This is a genomic window from Glutamicibacter sp. NPDC087583, from assembly GCF_044743685.1.
Lineage (GTDB): Bacteria > Actinomycetota > Actinomycetes > Actinomycetales > Micrococcaceae > Glutamicibacter.
Window position 1 is genome coordinate 458,947 of record NZ_JBIUWY010000003.1, and the last position, 16,129, is coordinate 475,075.

15 protein-coding genes are annotated in these 16,129 nt (G+C 61.6%); 11 read left to right on the forward strand and 4 right to left on the reverse strand.

The genetic code is table 11. The annotated features are described in order from the left end of the window. Window positions 1-18: 18 nt before the first annotated feature. The gene (locus ACIOU9_RS11240; RefSeq protein ID WP_332487558.1) at window positions 19-810 is read right to left on the reverse strand and encodes a MerR family transcriptional regulator; all 792 of its coding nucleotides are present in this window, start codon (window positions 808-810) and stop codon (window positions 19-21) included. Between the two features lie 495 nt (window positions 811-1,305). Here ACIOU9_RS11240 and ACIOU9_RS11245 point away from each other — a divergent pair, with 495 nt between their 5' ends. Then, window positions 1,306-2,124, forward strand: coding sequence for a hypothetical protein (locus tag ACIOU9_RS11245; RefSeq protein ID WP_332502710.1), 819 nt, complete (start codon window positions 1,306-1,308; stop codon window positions 2,122-2,124). Between the two features lie 124 nt (window positions 2,125-2,248). Here the strand turns inward: ACIOU9_RS11245 and ACIOU9_RS11250 are convergent, their stop codons facing one another. Beyond that, the gene (locus ACIOU9_RS11250; protein WP_105661964.1) at window positions 2,249-2,518 is read right to left on the reverse strand and encodes a hypothetical protein; all 270 of its coding nucleotides are present in this window, start codon (window positions 2,516-2,518) and stop codon (window positions 2,249-2,251) included. A gap of 147 nt (window positions 2,519-2,665) precedes the next feature. Between ACIOU9_RS11250 and ACIOU9_RS11255 the strand changes: the two genes are divergently transcribed. From ACIOU9_RS11255 to ACIOU9_RS11280, 6 genes are all read left to right on the forward strand, one after another. Then, window positions 2,666-3,319, forward strand: coding sequence for a peptidyl-tRNA hydrolase (locus ACIOU9_RS11255; protein WP_105656322.1), 654 nt, complete (start codon window positions 2,666-2,668; stop codon window positions 3,317-3,319). Between the two features lie 145 nt (window positions 3,320-3,464). Then, window positions 3,465-5,426: an SH3 domain-containing protein gene (locus ACIOU9_RS11260; protein ID WP_105661962.1), complete on the forward strand. Its 1,962-nt coding sequence runs from the start codon at window positions 3,465-3,467 to the stop codon at window positions 5,424-5,426. A 78-nt stretch (window positions 5,427-5,504) separates the two neighbouring features. Continuing rightward, window positions 5,505-6,470 carry a formimidoylglutamase gene (hutG, locus tag ACIOU9_RS11265; RefSeq protein WP_332487565.1) on the forward strand — a complete coding sequence of 322 codons (966 nt, stop codon included), beginning with the start codon at window positions 5,505-5,507 and terminating at the stop codon, window positions 6,468-6,470. 113 nt (window positions 6,471-6,583) lie between these two features. After that, window positions 6,584-7,540 carry a metal ABC transporter substrate-binding protein gene (locus ACIOU9_RS11270; protein ID WP_105656325.1) on the forward strand — a complete coding sequence of 319 codons (957 nt, stop codon included), beginning with the start codon at window positions 6,584-6,586 and terminating at the stop codon, window positions 7,538-7,540. Further along, window positions 7,537-8,292, forward strand: a complete 756-nt coding sequence (locus ACIOU9_RS11275; RefSeq protein ID WP_105656326.1) for a metal ABC transporter ATP-binding protein — start codon at window positions 7,537-7,539, stop codon at window positions 8,290-8,292. The genes ACIOU9_RS11270 and ACIOU9_RS11275 overlap by 4 nt, the downstream gene beginning before the upstream one ends. Beyond that, the gene (locus ACIOU9_RS11280) at window positions 8,289-9,164 is read left to right on the forward strand and encodes a metal ABC transporter permease (RefSeq protein WP_105656327.1); all 876 of its coding nucleotides are present in this window, start codon (window positions 8,289-8,291) and stop codon (window positions 9,162-9,164) included. The genes ACIOU9_RS11275 and ACIOU9_RS11280 overlap by 4 nt, the downstream gene beginning before the upstream one ends. A 289-nt stretch (window positions 9,165-9,453) precedes the next feature. Here the strand turns inward: ACIOU9_RS11280 and ACIOU9_RS11285 are convergent, their stop codons facing one another. Both ACIOU9_RS11285 and ACIOU9_RS11290 read right to left on the reverse strand, forming a co-directional pair. After that, the gene (locus ACIOU9_RS11285; RefSeq protein WP_133834014.1) at window positions 9,454-10,416 is read right to left on the reverse strand and encodes an HNH endonuclease family protein; all 963 of its coding nucleotides are present in this window, start codon (window positions 10,414-10,416) and stop codon (window positions 9,454-9,456) included. A gap of 201 nt (window positions 10,417-10,617) precedes the next feature. Then, entirely contained in the window at window positions 10,618-11,295 is a 678-nt protein-coding gene (locus ACIOU9_RS11290; protein WP_105662148.1) for a metal-dependent transcriptional regulator, read from the reverse strand. Window positions 11,296-11,534: 239 nt separating this feature from the next. Between ACIOU9_RS11290 and ACIOU9_RS11295 the strand changes: the two genes are divergently transcribed. Genes ACIOU9_RS11295 through ACIOU9_RS11310 form a run of 4 tightly spaced genes read left to right on the forward strand, consistent with a single transcriptional unit; the run spans window position 11,535 to window position 16,058 of the window. Continuing rightward, window positions 11,535-12,569, forward strand: a complete 1,035-nt coding sequence (locus ACIOU9_RS11295) for a LacI family DNA-binding transcriptional regulator (protein WP_105656329.1) — start codon at window positions 11,535-11,537, stop codon at window positions 12,567-12,569. Window positions 12,570-12,590: 21 nt separating this feature from the next. After that, window positions 12,591-14,105: a sugar ABC transporter ATP-binding protein gene (locus ACIOU9_RS11300; protein ID WP_105661958.1), complete on the forward strand. Its 1,515-nt coding sequence runs from the start codon at window positions 12,591-12,593 to the stop codon at window positions 14,103-14,105. Further along, the gene (locus ACIOU9_RS11305; RefSeq protein WP_105661957.1) at window positions 14,105-15,073 is read left to right on the forward strand and encodes an ABC transporter permease; all 969 of its coding nucleotides are present in this window, start codon (window positions 14,105-14,107) and stop codon (window positions 15,071-15,073) included. Before ACIOU9_RS11300 ends, ACIOU9_RS11305 begins: the two co-directional genes overlap by 1 nt. Before the next feature lie 49 nt (window positions 15,074-15,122). Then, on the forward strand, window positions 15,123-16,058 hold the full coding sequence (locus ACIOU9_RS11310) for a substrate-binding domain-containing protein (RefSeq protein ID WP_105656332.1): 936 nt from the start codon (window positions 15,123-15,125) through the stop codon (window positions 16,056-16,058). The last annotated feature ends 71 nt before the right edge of the window (window positions 16,059-16,129 follow it).

Genomic DNA, 16,129 nt, shown 5'->3' on the forward strand with positions numbered 1-16,129 from the left:
ATAGGGAACAGCCACAGCCTAGTCCAGCTCGATAGCCCGTTCTGCAAAGATCCGCAATGCGTCGCGAACCAGCTCCGCGTATCCGCCGTAGTTCTTTGCAAACCGCGGATCAGCGACATACATCTCGCCGAGATTGCAGATATATGCCTTGTGCTGTGCCGGATCGCCGGAATCCAGCGGGGTGCCCTTGGCGCTCTGGAGCCAGCGCACATGTCGAGCCGCTAATTCCTGGGCTTCGAAGCTGTCCGCTGGGACGGAATTCTTCCCCGCCACGATCCAATCCTGATTGAGCATCTTTACCTCTTCCATGAATGCGTTTTGCTGGTCCCCGGTTTTGGAACGCCACCAGCGATTCGATGCTTCATACGCGTCGGCGCCCCAGCGTTCGGCAACCTCTTGCTTGTACTGCTCGTTGAAGCCGTCAAAGCTCTTTTCCGGTTCCATGTTTCCTCCTGTCGTTAGTGTTGAAATGCTGTGCTCCAAGGCAGCGATCTGCCGGTCCAGCGCCGCACGCTGCCTATGGAGCTGTTCCTTGTGGGTGCTCAGCGCGACCAGTTCATCGCGTTGCTCGTCCAGGATTTCAGCGATGGTCTCCAGCTTGATGCCCAGCTGCTTGAGCAGGAGAATCTGCTGGAGCCGGACCAGCTGCCCGTCGGTGTAGAACCGGTAGCCGTTGGCGGACAGGTAGTCAGGTTTCAGCAAGCCGATCTGGTCGTAGTGCCGCAAGGTACGGCTGCTGATGCCAGCGGATTTTGAGACATGCGCAATCGAGTGGTGAACTGCCGGCTCGTGGCTAGTTGAATCCTTCATGGCTACCACGCTAATGGTTGACGCAACGTCAAGGTCAATAGTCCCAGCCGCATTTCCTGATCAAAAATTTGTGATTCAGATCTCACGACAAAATGGTGAATAATAACGAGATATTCCTTGTCCGATTGATCATATTGACTAGTTGTTAGCACGCCTGTTGCACAGTGTGATCTATGTGTAGTTCACTGTTGGTAGATGAAGTTGAACAGGTTACCGCCGAAATCAACGAGGACCGCCTGATGACGTAAACCATCTGCATTTACGGGATCAAGGAGCCCTGGCCACCCACGCCGAGGCAAGGTAGAAGACATAGTCCAGATGGCTCGCGGGCATTCCAGTTGGGTGGAATGCCCGTGGGCCATCTGGCATTTCTGCCAAAATCACTCACATTCGAATCACAAGCTCCGAGCGAGTTGGAGGAAACGCCTGCCGGCATTCGCGATGCTTCGCTCTGGCTCTGGAACAATGAGCGCGTAGGGACACCGAGGAGTAAGAGTGGGTTCAATGAGGCGCGTCTGGCAAAACTGGTGGATGCAATTGGTCGCCGGATTGCTGATCACTGCGATCGCGGTGTTGCCGTGGTTATGGATCGGTCAGGAAGACCGCTCAATTCTCCCGCATGCCAGCGACGACGCCCAAGGGCTGCTGGTGGTTTTCTCCGTGATCACCCTCTGGGGCTGCTGGTTTGCCCGACGCATTGGATATAGTCGCACCGGCTTTGCCATCGTGACTGCCGTGGGCATGGTCCTGGGACTCTTGGGCCTGGGGTTCCAAGGACTCCAAGCATTCGAACCGGGGCTCTTGGACGGGGAACTCTCCCCAGCTTCGATTCGCCATCTTTGGGTTTTCGGTGGCCTGCTGCTGGTCAGCCAAGCCTGGTATTTCCTGGCCACTAAATTGCGGCTGCCCATAGCGGTGCTCTTCTATGCAACGCTCACTGTAGGCGTGAGCTATTGGCTGCAGATCATCGCATCGCTCGTTGCGGGCGCCCAGTCGTACTACGTTTACCTTTGGTATTCCGGGCCGCTGATCCTCGGCCTCATCTTGGGATTCGTCGGGTTCTCGAGGGTCATGAACCTGCTGATGTGGGTTTTCGCATTGGCTATCCAATGGATGATGCCGGCAGTCGTGGAAAGCGCGGCCAGAGTTATTGGATCGAAGACCACTGGCTGGAAGACCGTCGGCTCCTTCTGGGAACAATTCACCGGAAGTGTCCTGGAAATTCCGTGGCAGACTCCGCTGCTGGTCAGCTTGGCGACGGCCATGCTTACCAGTGTCATCTTGCTGATTGTTCGCAAGGTGCGGCGGCGCTAGGCAAGAGTCCAAGCCGCTAGTTAGCCGGTGCTGGCCAAATATCCGCAACGACGCGAACTGCACCCTGGAAGTTCATTGCTGCCAAGACAGCATCAAAGGCTTGCGGGCCATCCGTAATGGATTTCTAGGACAACGGCACCAGGCGCGCCCAGCTCCTCGTAGTTGGCAAGAGTGCGCGCCGGCAGGATCTCCGCTGGATCGTTGCCCGGAACAGCAGGGTCCACCACGATTTGCCGACAGCCTCATCGAGCAGCACGGTGCCCAGCCCATCGGTACGTACCGTGGGCTCGATGAACTGCACGCCCACTGGCGAAACGGTGGTGTTCGCGGAGGTGATTGGAATCAGCTTGCTGGTCAGCTTGCCGTTCCCCGAAGCACCAGTGCTCGGGCCCATAGGCCAGCAGTAAGCCAAGCATTGGAACATGGCGCAATGCCGCGCTGTGCACGCGGTGGAAGCCGGGGAGCAATCGGCTTCGCCAGTCGGGGCACTGCTAGTCCGCTCCGAGTATTTCAGGGCCACCACTCGCCATAGAATAAGACTATGACTGAACTGCGCGATCGCGACCCCGGGGAACTGGTCCAGCCCATCATCCTGCGAATCGACAAGGAGGATCCGTCGAGCGAGGACGAGGGCCTGTCAGCGGTGGCACGAGCAGCCGTGATTGCCTATCTGCAAGATCCGCAGAACCCGGATTGGCAGCAGTGGGCTTCACAGGCCTACGCCAAATCGGTACGCCGGGCTAATCCCAAGATGTTCGCCAAGGTGCTGGAGATGTTCCCTGAGCAAATGGTCAGTGAAGTGGGCAAGGCCCGAGCCGTTGGCTTGCCTCCATTGCCGGCCGCTGACTTGCCGAAGCTGATTGCCAAGTTGCAGGTCTCCGGCACGCAGCTTCCAAAAGCGGAGGAAGTCCTGGATGCGCAGATCAGCATCGTACTGAACAAATCCTTGGACATGTCCACAGGCAAGGCCGCGGCGCAGGCAGCACACGCGCTGTTCGCCTGGCTGACAGAATCCCCAGCGGAAGAGGTCGAAGCGTGGCTCCACGCCCATGCTCCGGTGGGCATCAAGCACCTGCCGCGCAGGGAATTCGACCGCTTGTCGCGGCAGGCCGCTGGACCTGTCATCCAGGATGCCGGGCGAACTGAAATCGAACCCGGATCCGTCACCGCTTTCGTCATTTCCGAGGCACGCTAGAACCTTAGAATCCAAGCGCGGTGAAACCGCCATACCTGTGTCATGATTTCCTTGGCGGTAACAGCAATTGTCACCACAGCGGATCGCTGTGCACTTCCGTGGGCCGCAGGAAACGGCAATATGCCCTTGCTCGAAAGCACTGACATTGAAATTCTCTAAACGTGTACTGGGCCTGCTGCTGGTCCTGATGCTGTCCTTCGGGACCGCAGCTGGCGCCAGCGCCTCAACGCAGGCTCCAGCCGGCCTGGCGCAACTCGCTGCCGCTCCTCCGGCAATTGCCAAGCAGACCACCACCAACCTGAATTTGCGCAAGTCGCCATCGGCCCGATCCGCGTCGCTGCTAGTCATTCCCAAAGGTGCCAAGCTCCTCGCGTCCAAGGGTTCATCGGGCTGGGTGCAAGCGAGCTACATGAAGAAGACCGGCTGGGTCTCGGCCAAGTACCTGGCAACGCCGAAAGCGCTGGCGCCGGCAAAGCCCAAGACCTCAGCCGTGCGCTATCTGATTTCCTTCCAGCCGGTGCGCAAGAAGGCATCGGCGGCATCCGCGGCCTTGACCGGGGCCATGCGCAAAGCCGAGGTCCAGCGCCTGGGCGCAACCGGTTCCTGGAGCCGGATCAGAATCGGCAAGATCACCGGTTTCGTGCCCACCAGCCAGCTGTCTACCGCAATGCCCGCGCCGGTGTACCGGTATGCGAAAACCGCGCAAGTGCTGCGCAAGTCCGCCTCTGCCAAAGCGGCACGCGTTGCGGGTGTTCCAGCTGGAGCCAAAGTCGAGTGGCTGCGCACGTCAGGCTCGTGGACCTATGCCATTTCTGCCGGAAAACGCGGCTGGCTGCCGGCCAAGCAGCTGTCGTCGCAACCGGCAGCAACCCGGAAAACGATCGGGAACCGTTGGCTGATCAGCAGCAGCGTCCTGCGCCAGTCCAATCGCAGCTCATCTCCATCCCTTGGAAGCCTTGCGCCGGGTGAAAAAGTCGGCTTGTACGCAACCCGAGGTTCCTGGTCCCAGATCAAGTCCCAGCGCGGCACCGGCTGGGTGCCTAGCACTAGCCTGTCCAGCACCGCCTACAAGCCCGCCAACCCATCGGCTCGCTGGATCCTGGCTAATACCGCCCTGCGCGTCGGCGCTTCGGGCTCTGCCAAGTCCCTGGGGACCGTGCCAGCGGGGTCCAAGCTCACCCTGCACGGCACGTCGAATGGCTGGGCGCGAGTGAAGACTTCCAAGACGATGGGATGGGTTCCATCAAGCGTACTGGTGGCCAAGGCCTACACGCCGCTGAAGCAGGCCAAGCGCTGGACGACGGCTAATGTGCACCTGCGCTCCGGGTACTCCACCGGCCATAAATCACTGGCGGTCATCTCCAAGGGCCAGCAGGTCAGCGTCCTGGGAACGGCCAATGGCTGGACGCGAGTTGCCTCAACGCAGGGCACCGGATGGATCAGCAATGGCTATCTTGCTACTAGCAAACCGCAGGCGCCGCGACCGGCACCGGCACCGAAAGCCGAATACCGCTGGACCACAACCAACGTGAACCTCCGCGCCGGCGCGGGAATCAGCCACCAGAGCAAAGCCGTGCTGCCAGCGGGGCAGAAAGTCGCCTACCTGCGCAGCGATTCCGGATGGGCGCAAGTCGCCGCTCCCCAGGCCACCGGCTGGGTCAAGGAAAACTACCTTTCCAAAAATGAGCCGGGAACGTTGCAACCCGATGCGCAGCGCGTCATCGCTGCGTTGCAGGGGAAGACCGGCGATACTATCAGCGCCATTCATACCATTCGAAGCGGCTCTGCCGGGCACAGCTCCGGGAAGGCCGTGGACCTGATGATTCGCGACTACAAGAACAGGCAGCGGGTTGCCCAGGGCAAGAAGCTGGCCCAGTTCCTGCTGGATAACCGCAGTCAGCTGGGTATCTATTACCTGATCTGGCAAGACCGGATTTGGCTTCCCACGACAGGCTGGACGCCGTATTCCGGATCAGGAAAGTACGGAAACCAGTTCACCGGCAATTGGAATGACACCACGATGCATATGGATCACATCCATGTGGAGGTCTACGGCAACTCGGCCACGGGAGGTCCGCTGGACTACGGGGCGCTGCGAACCCGCTAATCTGCTGCTGTCTGGTGTTTCAGACGAAGATGCGCAGGGGGCATAGCGTACTCGCGGTGTCTCTGGTCAGCTGGAACCATGGAGAATTTTAAGCCGGAATTGGCTGTTGACCGGGCAGCGGCTACGTGGAGCGGGCGCAATGACGGTGCCGGCGAGCAGCACCTGAGATGGCATCAGCAAATCAACCGCAAGGCTGACGACCAGTCCAGCGGGCGGGGACCGGCAGCGCTGCTCGGTTTCGCTTCGGATGCCGGCGTGCTGCGCAACGAGGGCCGGGCCGGGGCGGCGCAAGGACCACAGGCGCTGCGTGCCGCCCTGGGTTCCCTTGCTATCCACGAGCCACGGCTCCTGATTGATGCTGGTGATGTCGCAGTATCTGGCGATGAGCTTGAATCAGGGCAGGAGCGGCTGGCGCAGTCGGTGAGCGCTTTGCTCGGAGGAGGGATGCTTCCAGTCGTGCTCGGCGGCGGCCATGAAACGGCTTACGGTTCGTTCAACGGCCTTTTCCGGCATTGCAGCCAAGAGCCTGGAACTCGGCTGGGCATCTTGAATCTGGATGCGCATTTCGATCTGCGCAGTGCTCCGCGGCGGAGCAGCGGCACTCCTTTCCTGGATATTGCCAAGGACCTGCAGGCGGCGGGACAAGATTTCAACTATGCCGTGGTGGGCATCAGCAAACCGAACAATACCCGGGTCCTCTTCGAGCAGGCCCGCGCCCTGGAAGTGCGCTACCTGCTTGACGAGCAGTGCACTGCCGGGCAGCTGCCTTCCGTCCTGGCCTTCATTGCCGACTTCATGGAGAGCGTAGACAAGCTGTACCTGACCATTGACCTGGATGTGCTTCCTGCCTCGGTCGCCCCCGGGGTTAGCGCCCCTGCCGGATTCGGGGTGCCGCTGGAAGTAATCCACGGGGTCTGCGCGATGCTGGCGCGCAGTGACAAGCTGGCGCTGGTCGATGTTGTCGAATTGAATCCATCATTGGATATTGACGGAAGAACGGCCCGCACCGCAGCCAGGCTGGTTAATACCCTGCTGGGGGTCTGATGCAGTAGGGCGCACCGAAATCTGCCGACGCGAACTTGCAATGTTCGACCCCTCAAACATTATGATTGAGGGGGACGAACTAATCGTCATGGCGAGATTTGGAATGGTGTGCAATGGTGCGAACCCTCAAGCCCCGATCACGTGCGGGGCAACGCGCAGGCTGGCTGGCTGCTGGCTTGGCATGCCTGTTCGCGCTCGCTGGATGCGGCGGTAGCCAAAGTGCCGTGCCCGCCGACAGCCAAGACCACCGGCCGGTGGTGCTGACAACCTTCACGGTCCTGCAGGACATCGCCCAGAATGTCGCAGGCGATCACCTGCGCGTTGAATCAATTACCCGTCTTGGTGCGGAGATCCACGGTTACGAACCTACCCCTGATGATCTGCGCCGGGCATCGCATGCGGACCTGATTCTCGATAACGGGCTGAACCTCGAAGCCTGGTTCCAGCAATTCGTCGAAGGCAATGACGCTCCGCATGCCACCGTCAGCCAAGGGATCAAGGCCATCGATATCGTCCAGGAAGAAGGTGCGGGAAAGCCCAATCCGCATGCGTGGATGAGCCCATTGAACGTGAAAATCTACGTGGACCGCATGGCAGATGCATTTACCGAACTGGACCCGGCCAATGCGCGCGACTACCGGGACAACGCCAAGGCCTACCAAGCCGAACTGCAAAAGGTCCACGACGAGCTCGAAGCGGCACTGGCAGAAATCCCCGAACGCCAGCGGGTACTGGTGACCTGCGAAGGGGCCTTCAGCTATCTGGCCCGGGATACCGCCATGGCCGAAAAGTATCTCTGGGCCGTCAACGCGGAATCGCAGGCTACGCCGCGCAAGGTCGCCGCGGCGATTGACTTTGTCAGGGAAAACGATGTTCCTGCGGTCTTCTGCGAATCCACGGTCTCCGATGCGGCCATGCAACGAGTCGTCGAATCCACCGATGCCTCCTATGGCGGAACGCTCTATGTGGACTCGCTATCCGAGCCTGGTGGTCCAGTACCCAGCTACCTGGACCTGATCTCGCATGACACCAGAACCATCGCCCGTGCCTTGAAAGGCGGAACACCATGAACGCGAAGCCCAGCGATGCCCTCGCAATTGATGTGTCGGCCGCGACCGTCCACTACGGCCCCGTGCTGGCCCTGGACCATGCCTCCTTGCAGTTGGGCCGCGGTCGGGTCTGCGGCCTGGTCGGGATGAACGGCTCGGGCAAATCCACGCTGTTCAAAACCATCATGGGGCAGATCAAGCCCGACACCGGCAGCGTGCGCATCAACGGCACCGACCCGCTGCAAGCTCGGAAAAGCGGGCAGCTTGCCTACGTGCCGCAAAGCGAAGCCGTGGATTGGAACTTCCCGATCTCGGTGCGTGAAGTGGTGATGACCGGGCGCTACGGGCAAATGGGATGGACCAGGAGAGCCAGGAAGAGGGACCACGCCGCCGTGGATGAAGCCCTCGAACGGGTGGAGCTGGCCAGTTTTGCCAACCGGCAAATCGGCCAGCTCTCCGGAGGCCAGAAAAAGCGTGCCTTCGTCGCCCGATGCATTGCCCAGGGCGCCAATATCATGCTGCTCGATGAGCCTTTCGCAGGCGTGGATAAACGCAGCGAAGCAACGATCACCAAGCTGTTGCGCGAAGTTGCTGATGAAGGCGGCAGCGTGCTGATTTCCACCCACGACCTGCACGCGCTTCCGGAACTTGCCGATGAAGCGGTGCTCCTGATGCGCAAGGTGCTGATGCATGGCCATCCGGATCTCGTGCTGCAGGCAGAAAACCTGGCCCTGGCCTTCGGGCTGGATCCCATGAAGCGAGGCGGGGAATGAACCTCATTGAATTGCTAGCTGAGCCGCTGGGCTACACCTTCATGGTGCGCGCCCTGCTGGTTACGATCATCGCCGCCGTACTGTGCGCGGTCCTGTCCTGCTGGCTGGTCCTCATTGGCTGGTCGCTGATGGGCGATGCAGTCTCGCATGCGGTCTTGCCCGGAGTCGTGCTGGCCTACATCGTGGGTGCTCCCTTTGCCCTGGGTGCCCTGGTCTTCGGATTCCTCGCGGTGGCCCTGATCGGGGGAGTCCGCGACACCACCAAGCTCAAGGAAGATGCTGCCATTGGCATCGTCTTCACCACGCTCTTCTCCATCGGGCTGGTGCTGGTCTCGGTCACGCCGAGCCATGTGGATCTAAACCACATCATCTTCGGCAATTTGCTGGGCGTCTCGGCCAATGACCTGTGGCAGGTCCTGGTGCTTGGCGCGATCACCTTCGCCATCCTGATTCTCAAGCGCAAGGACTTCACCCTCTATGCCTTTGACCAAACGCACGCACATGCCTTGGGGATGAGCCCGCGGATCATCGGTGCGGTGCTCCTGGGGCTATTGGCCATGACCTCTGTTGTGGCTTTGCAGGCGGTGGGCGTCATCCTGGTAGTTGCCATGCTGATCATCCCCGGCGCCACGGCCTACCTGTTGACCGATCGATTCGGGAAGATGCTTCTGATCGCACCGATCCTCGCAGCCTGTGCAGGAATCCTGGGGGTCTACATGAGCTATTACCTCGATGCATCAACCGGCGGAATGGTGGTTCTGGCCCAGGCGGCGATTTTTGGAATTGCCTATCTGTTCAGTCCGAAGCAAGGACTCATTGCCACCCGGCTGGCCAGCAAGGGGCGGCGCAAGGCGCTTGCGGCGAACGCGTAGAAGGCGGTGGCAAGTTTCCCGCAGCTGAAAGGAAAATGGCGTGTGAGACGTGCGTTCGCCGGCGACAGCTGATGGGCAATGGATGCACGCATCAGCGAATCAGCGTACTTCCCATGGCCGGCAACGCTGCGGCAGGTCCTCTCGATTCATGGCTGGATCCGGATCCGGGCGATCCGGCGCATGGCTTGAACCTCCACCCGACCACCCTGCTAACTGGAAGGGCGCTGCCCTGCGCTGCGCCCGGATGGGCAGCTGAACCAGTTGGCTCGATCGGGACCTGCAAGCGGCATTAGGCGCGCCAGCGCAGTTTGCCCTTGGCGTCGGTCTTGCAGGTGTAGAGTTTGCCGGCCTTGGACTTGCCGCGCTTTCCCTTGTCTGCCTGCTTGCAGTAAGCGCCCGGATGCACGGTGCCCTTGACCGCGGAAGGAGCCTTGTGCACGTCCTTCTTCGGGGATGCCTTGGGCTTGGAACCGGCAGGCTTGATCGTGGTGACTTTCGCGGCCTTCTGGTTGCGGCAGCTCTTGAGCACTTTGGCCATCGCCTGCTTTTCGGCTTTGGTGACCGACAGCGCGTACTTCTTCTTGACGCTGATCTGGGTGGCTACGTACTGGCATCGGAAGGACTTGTTCTTGGGGAGCCATTCAGCTGTGTTCTTATCGCCCTTTTGGCGATTGGCAGAGGCATCAGCGGCCATCAAATTCAGCGGGTCGTTAGCCAGAGCCTGGCGCTGGGCCTGGGAAAGCTTCTGGCCGCCGGAGATCCACGCGTTCTTCAGGGAAACCACGTGGTCAATGTCGACGCTGCCTGACTTGACCTTCCAGTTGATCCTCTTGCCGGTGTAGCTGTCATGCAACGTGCCCGAAGCTAGGGTGCACTTCTTGCGGTCCTTGAACTTCACCTTGGACATGTCCCGGGACAAGGTGTCCTGGCGTTCATCGCATTTGTCCTTGTCGAAGTCCTTCCACCCATTGCCGAACTTCTTGTTCCGGTTGTACCCAGTGGCGGCCGCCTTGCCCTTTACCGGCAGGGTCTTGAGCATTGCGGTGGCCTTGGGGCCCTTGAGCTTCGCCCCGGGAAGGACCTTCTTGCTGCTGGTGGCAGCCCGTTCAACCAGCAATGGCCGATCTGTTGCCAGCAGGTCTTCAACCGGTGCGGGATCCATCCCGGTAAGTGCCGAAGGTTCTGCCGGTGCGCTGCATCCAGCGAGCACCAAAACTGCAGCGCAGAGCGCAGCAATGAGTTTTCTTGGCAAGGTGATGTCTTTCAAGAGAGTGTGAGCGCAGGAGTTCGCCAAGAATGCTGCAATGTACCCCCATGTAAAACTTGTACATTGCAGTATCCCTGGTTGATCATCACTTTAGACTATTGGCCGGACAATCAGCACCCTGGGTGCAGGGACGCGTCGATGCCACGGGCCTTCCGCTTGCCGTTGACCAGGACCTGGAAAGGCTATTCAGGGGAGAAGGGAGACCCATGCGGCCGCGGCTGCACGCGAACCCAAGCGCAGGGTTTCGCCAGTTGAGCAGACCTGGACATTCACTGTCTCGGAGAATTGCTCGCCAGCGGTAATGCGCAGTTGCGCGCCGACAACGATCCGATGATCGGAGAAATACTGCAGCAGCTGCGAATCGTCATCGGCGATGCGTTCGACAACCACCTGGGCGTCATCGCTGGCTTCGCTCAGGTTGAACGCCTGCGGGATGGAAATGCGGCCTTCGGCCGTCGGGATGGGGTCGCCATGCGGGTCGCGGGTGGGGTGCTCCAGCAAGCTGTCGATGCGCTCGATCATGAAATCGGATACCGCATGCTCCAGGCTCTCGGCCTCGTCATGCACTTGGTCCCAGCGGTAGCCCAGCATCTGCACCAGGAAAGTTTCGATCAGGCGATGGCGGCGCACCATGGTCACCGCATACTCGCGTCCCAGTTCGGTCAGCGTTACGGCGCCATAGGGCGCATGGTCGAGCAGGCCCTGCTGGCGCAATTTGCCCAGGGCGCCGGAAACCGTGGAGAGCTTCATGCCTGATTTGCTGGCGATGATGCTGGCGGTTACCGGATCGCTCGACCACTCGTTGAGACCGAAGATGATCTTGAGATAGTTCTGGGCGCTATCTGAAAGCTGGTTGACCGACACAAGCACCATCTTAGCGACCATCGGGCCAGCTGGCCGCGAGGTGACTTTGATTATTGGGCAATTCGGGCTGGAGACCGCTGACAACTGAAAGCGGCTAGTCACGAGCCTAAAAATTCTGCTCCATGGATAAGGATTATCCGAGGCCCAGGGGCAGCGTATTGACTTAAATTTCTTTGTGCGGAAAACTGTGTAATCGATTCCATGGAATCGATTACACGTAAGCAAAGGGGCTTATCGACATGAACGCTGTCACCATCAAGGATGTGGCACTTGCAGCCGGAGTATCTTCCGCGACTGCCTCGCGCGTTCTATCCGGCCACCCCGCCACTTCGGCCGCTTCCCGCGAAAAAGTGGAAGCTGTCGCCAAGGATTTGGGTTTCGTGCCCAATGCCCAGGCCCGCTCCCTGCGCTCCACCAAAACCGACACCATCGCGCTGCTGATATCCGATGTGCGCAACCCCTACTTCTCCGATCTCGCGCATGCCGTCGAGCAGCAGGCCCACGCCGCGGGAATGATGACCTTCATTGGCAATGCCAACGAGGACACCGAACAGCAGGACCAGTTCCTCGCCGCGATGCTTTCGCGTCGCGTTGACGGATTGATTCTCGTTCCCCAGGGCCTTGATGAAGACGCCGACCGGCCAAGCCAGATGATGCAGCGCATCATTGCCTCGGGCACTCCGCTGGTTTTCGTCGACCGCACCCTGCCCGAGCTTCGCATCCCATCCATCACCGCCTCCAGCACCGGCGCCCTGGAAGAAGCCATCGCGCGGCTGAAGGCCCTGGGCCACGCCAAAATCGCTTTCTTGGGCGGCCCGGACCACGCATCCACCGCCCGCGAACGCCACAGTGCCTTCGACTCGGCGATGGCCGCCAACGGCCTGGATACCGATCCTGCCCTGCACTTTGCCGGCGACTTCCGCGCTGCCTCGGGTGCCGAAGGCGCCCGCTGGCTGCTGGGCCATGAACTGCAGCCGACCGCGGTGGTCATCGCCGATGCGCCGATGGCCATCGGCGCACTGACCGTGTGGCGCGAAGCCGGCATCCGGATCGGGAAGCAGCTCTCGGTGATCACCTTCGACGAGGTGGATGCAATGCTCATGCACGATCCGCCGATCGCCACGATCAGCCACGACCTGACCAGCATGGGCCGCGCCGCGGTCACCGCGCTCCAGGACGTCATGGCGGGCAAGAGCCCCGAGCCCCAAGAATTCATCAGCCGATTCACCGCGCGTGAGTCGCTGGCCCCAACGCAACCCGCCACCGGCGCATAGGCGAGGATGGAAGGAACGAAAATGAGTAATGACGCTCTGCTGGTCCTGGACAAGGTCTGCAAGTCCTTCGGCCCGGTACAGGTGATCGACGAGGTCACCGTCGAGGTGCATGCCGGCAAGGTCTCGGTGCTGCTCGGCGAGAACGGCGCAGGCAAGTCGACGCTGATCAAGATGATCGCCGGCGTGCACGAGCCGGACGCCGGCCGGATCCTGGTGGACGGCAAGGCCGTGAAGATTCCCAACACCAAGGCCTCCGAGGCATTGGGCATCGCCACCATCCACCAGGAACTGAACCTGGTCCCGTCGATGACCATCGCCGAGAACATCACCCTGGGCCGCGTGCCGCGCAAATTCGGCATCATCAACCGCCGCGCCATGCGCCAGATCGCCCGCGAAGCGATGGACAAGCTCGGGCTGGCGCTGGATGTCGATACGCCGGTGGGCCAGCTGGGCCTGGCCCAGCAGCAACTCGTGGAGATCGCCAAGGCGCTGAGTCTGGACGCCCGCGTGCTGATCCTCGATGAGCCCACCGCGGCATTGACCAAGGCCGAAATCGCGCACCTGTTCTCGGTGGTCGCCACCTTGAAGCAACAAGGGGTGGGCATGGTGTTCATCAGCCACCACCTCGATGAGATTGCCGAAATCGGCGACTTCGTGAACGTGCTGCGCGATGGCAAATTCATTGCCACCGTGCCGGCGGACACCGAGGAGAACGAGCTGGTCCGGCTCATGGTCGGCCGCGACATCGACGCCCAGTTCCCGCGCGTAGCCACCGAGCCAGGCCAGAAGCCGCTGCTGAGCGTGCAGAACCTGTGCGAGGGCATGCTCAAGGACATCTCGCTGGAAGTCCGCCCCGGCGAAGTGGTTGCCCTGGCCGGCCTGATGGGTGCCGGGCGCACCGAGCTGATCCGCGCCATCGCCGGAGCCGACAAGTACGCCAGCGGCGTCGTGGCGGTCAACGGCAAGAAGCTGGCCAGCTTCGACGTCGCTGCAGCTACCCGCGCTGGGATCGGGCACGTTCCCGAGGACCGCAAGACCCAGGGCCTGGTGCTGGATGCCTCGGTGGCCGAGAACATCGGCTACGCCACCATGGCCGCCACCGCCAAGAACGGACTGGTGGACCGCAAGGGCCAGAAGGCCCGCGCGCAGCAGGTCGCCGAACGCCTGCGCATCCGCATGGGCAGCATCGATGCGCCCATCCGCTCGCTCTCGGGCGGAAACCAGCAGAAGGCCGTGTTCGGCCGCTGGTTCACCGCCGGGGCCAAGGTGCTGCTGCTCGACGAGCCGACCCGCGGCGTGGACGTGGGAGCGAAGGTCGAAATCTACGAACTGATCAATGAGATCACCGCCTCCGGAGGCTGCGTGTTGATGGCCTCCAGCGAACTGCCCGAAGTGCTGGGCATGTCCGACCGCGTCCTGGTCATGAGCCAGGGACGCATCGCCGGGGAACTGGCCACCGAAGAAGCCACCCAGGACGCCATCATGTCCCTGGCCGTCAGCAATGTGCACCGCGAAGAAGAAATGGGAACCAAGTAATGAGCAGCGTAGCTACTGCCCCGAAGAAGGGCTTTGATTTCAAGGCATTCCTTGCCAACAACGGAGCCCTGGTTGGCCTGGTCATTCTTTGCCTGGCCCTGTTCATCGCCACCCCGCGCTTCCTGACCGGACCGAACCTGATGAACATCGGCATCCAGGTCTCCACCATCGCGGTGATGGCCTTCGGCATGACCTTCGTGATCGTCGCCGCCGGCATCGACCTCTCGGTCGGCTCGGTCGCGGCGCTCTCGGCCATGGGCTCCTCCTATGCCATCACCACCGCCGGCCTGCCCGATGGCCTGTCCATCCCGATCGGCCTGGCCGTCGGTGCACTGTGCGGCTGGGTGACTGGTGCGATGAGCGCCTACGGCAAGCTGCCCACCTTCATCGCCTCGCTGGCGATGCTCACCGTGGTGCGCGGGCTGACCCTGGTGATCTCCGATGGCCGGCCGATCTCCACAAGCTCCTCGGTGTCCTGGCTGGGCGATGACCTGGGCCCGATCCCGGTGCCGATTCTGATCCTGGTCGTCTCCGGCCTGCTTGCCGCCTTCGTGCTCAACCGCACCGTCATCGGCAAGAACGCCTTCGCCGTGGGCGGCAACACCGAAGCCGCGCGCCTGTCGGGCATCCCGGTCAAGCGCGTGCTGGTCACCGTCTTCGTCATCTCCGGCGTCTTCGCGGCCTTGTCCGGCATGATCCTGGCCGGGCGCCTGGATTCTGCCCAGCCGACCCTGGCTTCGGGCTACGAGCTGGATGCCATCGCGGCCGTGGTCATCGGCGGCGCATCGCTCTCCGGCGGCGTGGGACGCATCTCCGGCACCCTGATCGGCGCCCTGGTGCTGGCCGTGATCCGCAACGGGCTGAACCTGCTTTCGGTTTCCGCCTTCTGGCAGCAGGTAGTCATCGGCGCCGTGATTGCGATCGCCGTGGGCTTCGACGTGCTGCGCCGCAAGAACGTCAAGCACTAGATTTTCCCTCCGTACCCAGCAATTCAAGAAAAGTTCAAAGGAGAACCCCATGAAGAACATCATCCGCAAGACCGCAGCCGTCAGCGTCGGACTGGCCCTGGTGGCCGGCCTGGCCGCCTGCAACCGCGGCACCGAAGCAGAGGCCGGCTCGGCCACCTTGGCAGTGTCCACCCTGAACAACCCGTTCTTCGTCGACCTGCGTGACGGCGCCCAGGCCGAGGCCGAAGCGCAGGGCATCGACCTGTCCGTCGTCGACGCGCAGAACGACTCCGCAACCCAGGCCAACCAGCTGGCAACCGCGGCAACCAACGGCTCGGCCGGCCTGATCATCAACGCCGTGGATACCGAAACCGCTGAAGCCGGCCTGAACCCGGTGGCCGAGGCCGGCCTGCCGATCGTTGCGGTTGACCGCGCGGTGGGCGAGACCAAGATCGCTTCCTTCGTGGCTTCGGATAACGTTGCCGGCGGCGAGCAGGCTGCCAAGGCGCTGGGCGAGGCGCTGGGCGGCAAGGGCAAGATCATCGTGCTGGAAGGTGTTCCAGGCGCCTCGGCAACCAACGAGCGCGGCGAAGGCTTCGACAAGGGCCTGGCCGAGTTCAAGGACATCGAGGTCGTCTCCTCGCAGACCGCCAACTTCGACCGAGCCGAAGCACTGGACGTGGTCACCAACCTGATGCAGGCCAACCCGGATGCCGCTGGCGTGCTGGCGATGAACGACGAAATGGCCCTGGGCGCCATCCAGGCGCTGGGCGACAAGGCCGGCAAGGACGTGTTGGTAGTCGGCTTCGACGGCACCGACGACGGCTTCAAGGCAGTCCAGGATGGCACCCTGGTTGCCACCATCGCCCAGAACCCGGCCGAGCTGGGCAAGCAGTCGGTGCAGATCCTGGCCAAGGCCATCAAGGGCGAAGAAGTCGAAGCCAACGTGCAGGTCGCCGTTGACACGGTAGACGAGAAGAACGTCGCCGACTACGCAGGCGAGTAATCTGCCCTTAGCGGCAATCAAGCAGTGCACCGGCGCCCATCGGCCGCCGGGTGGAGAGAACCAGAGGAAAT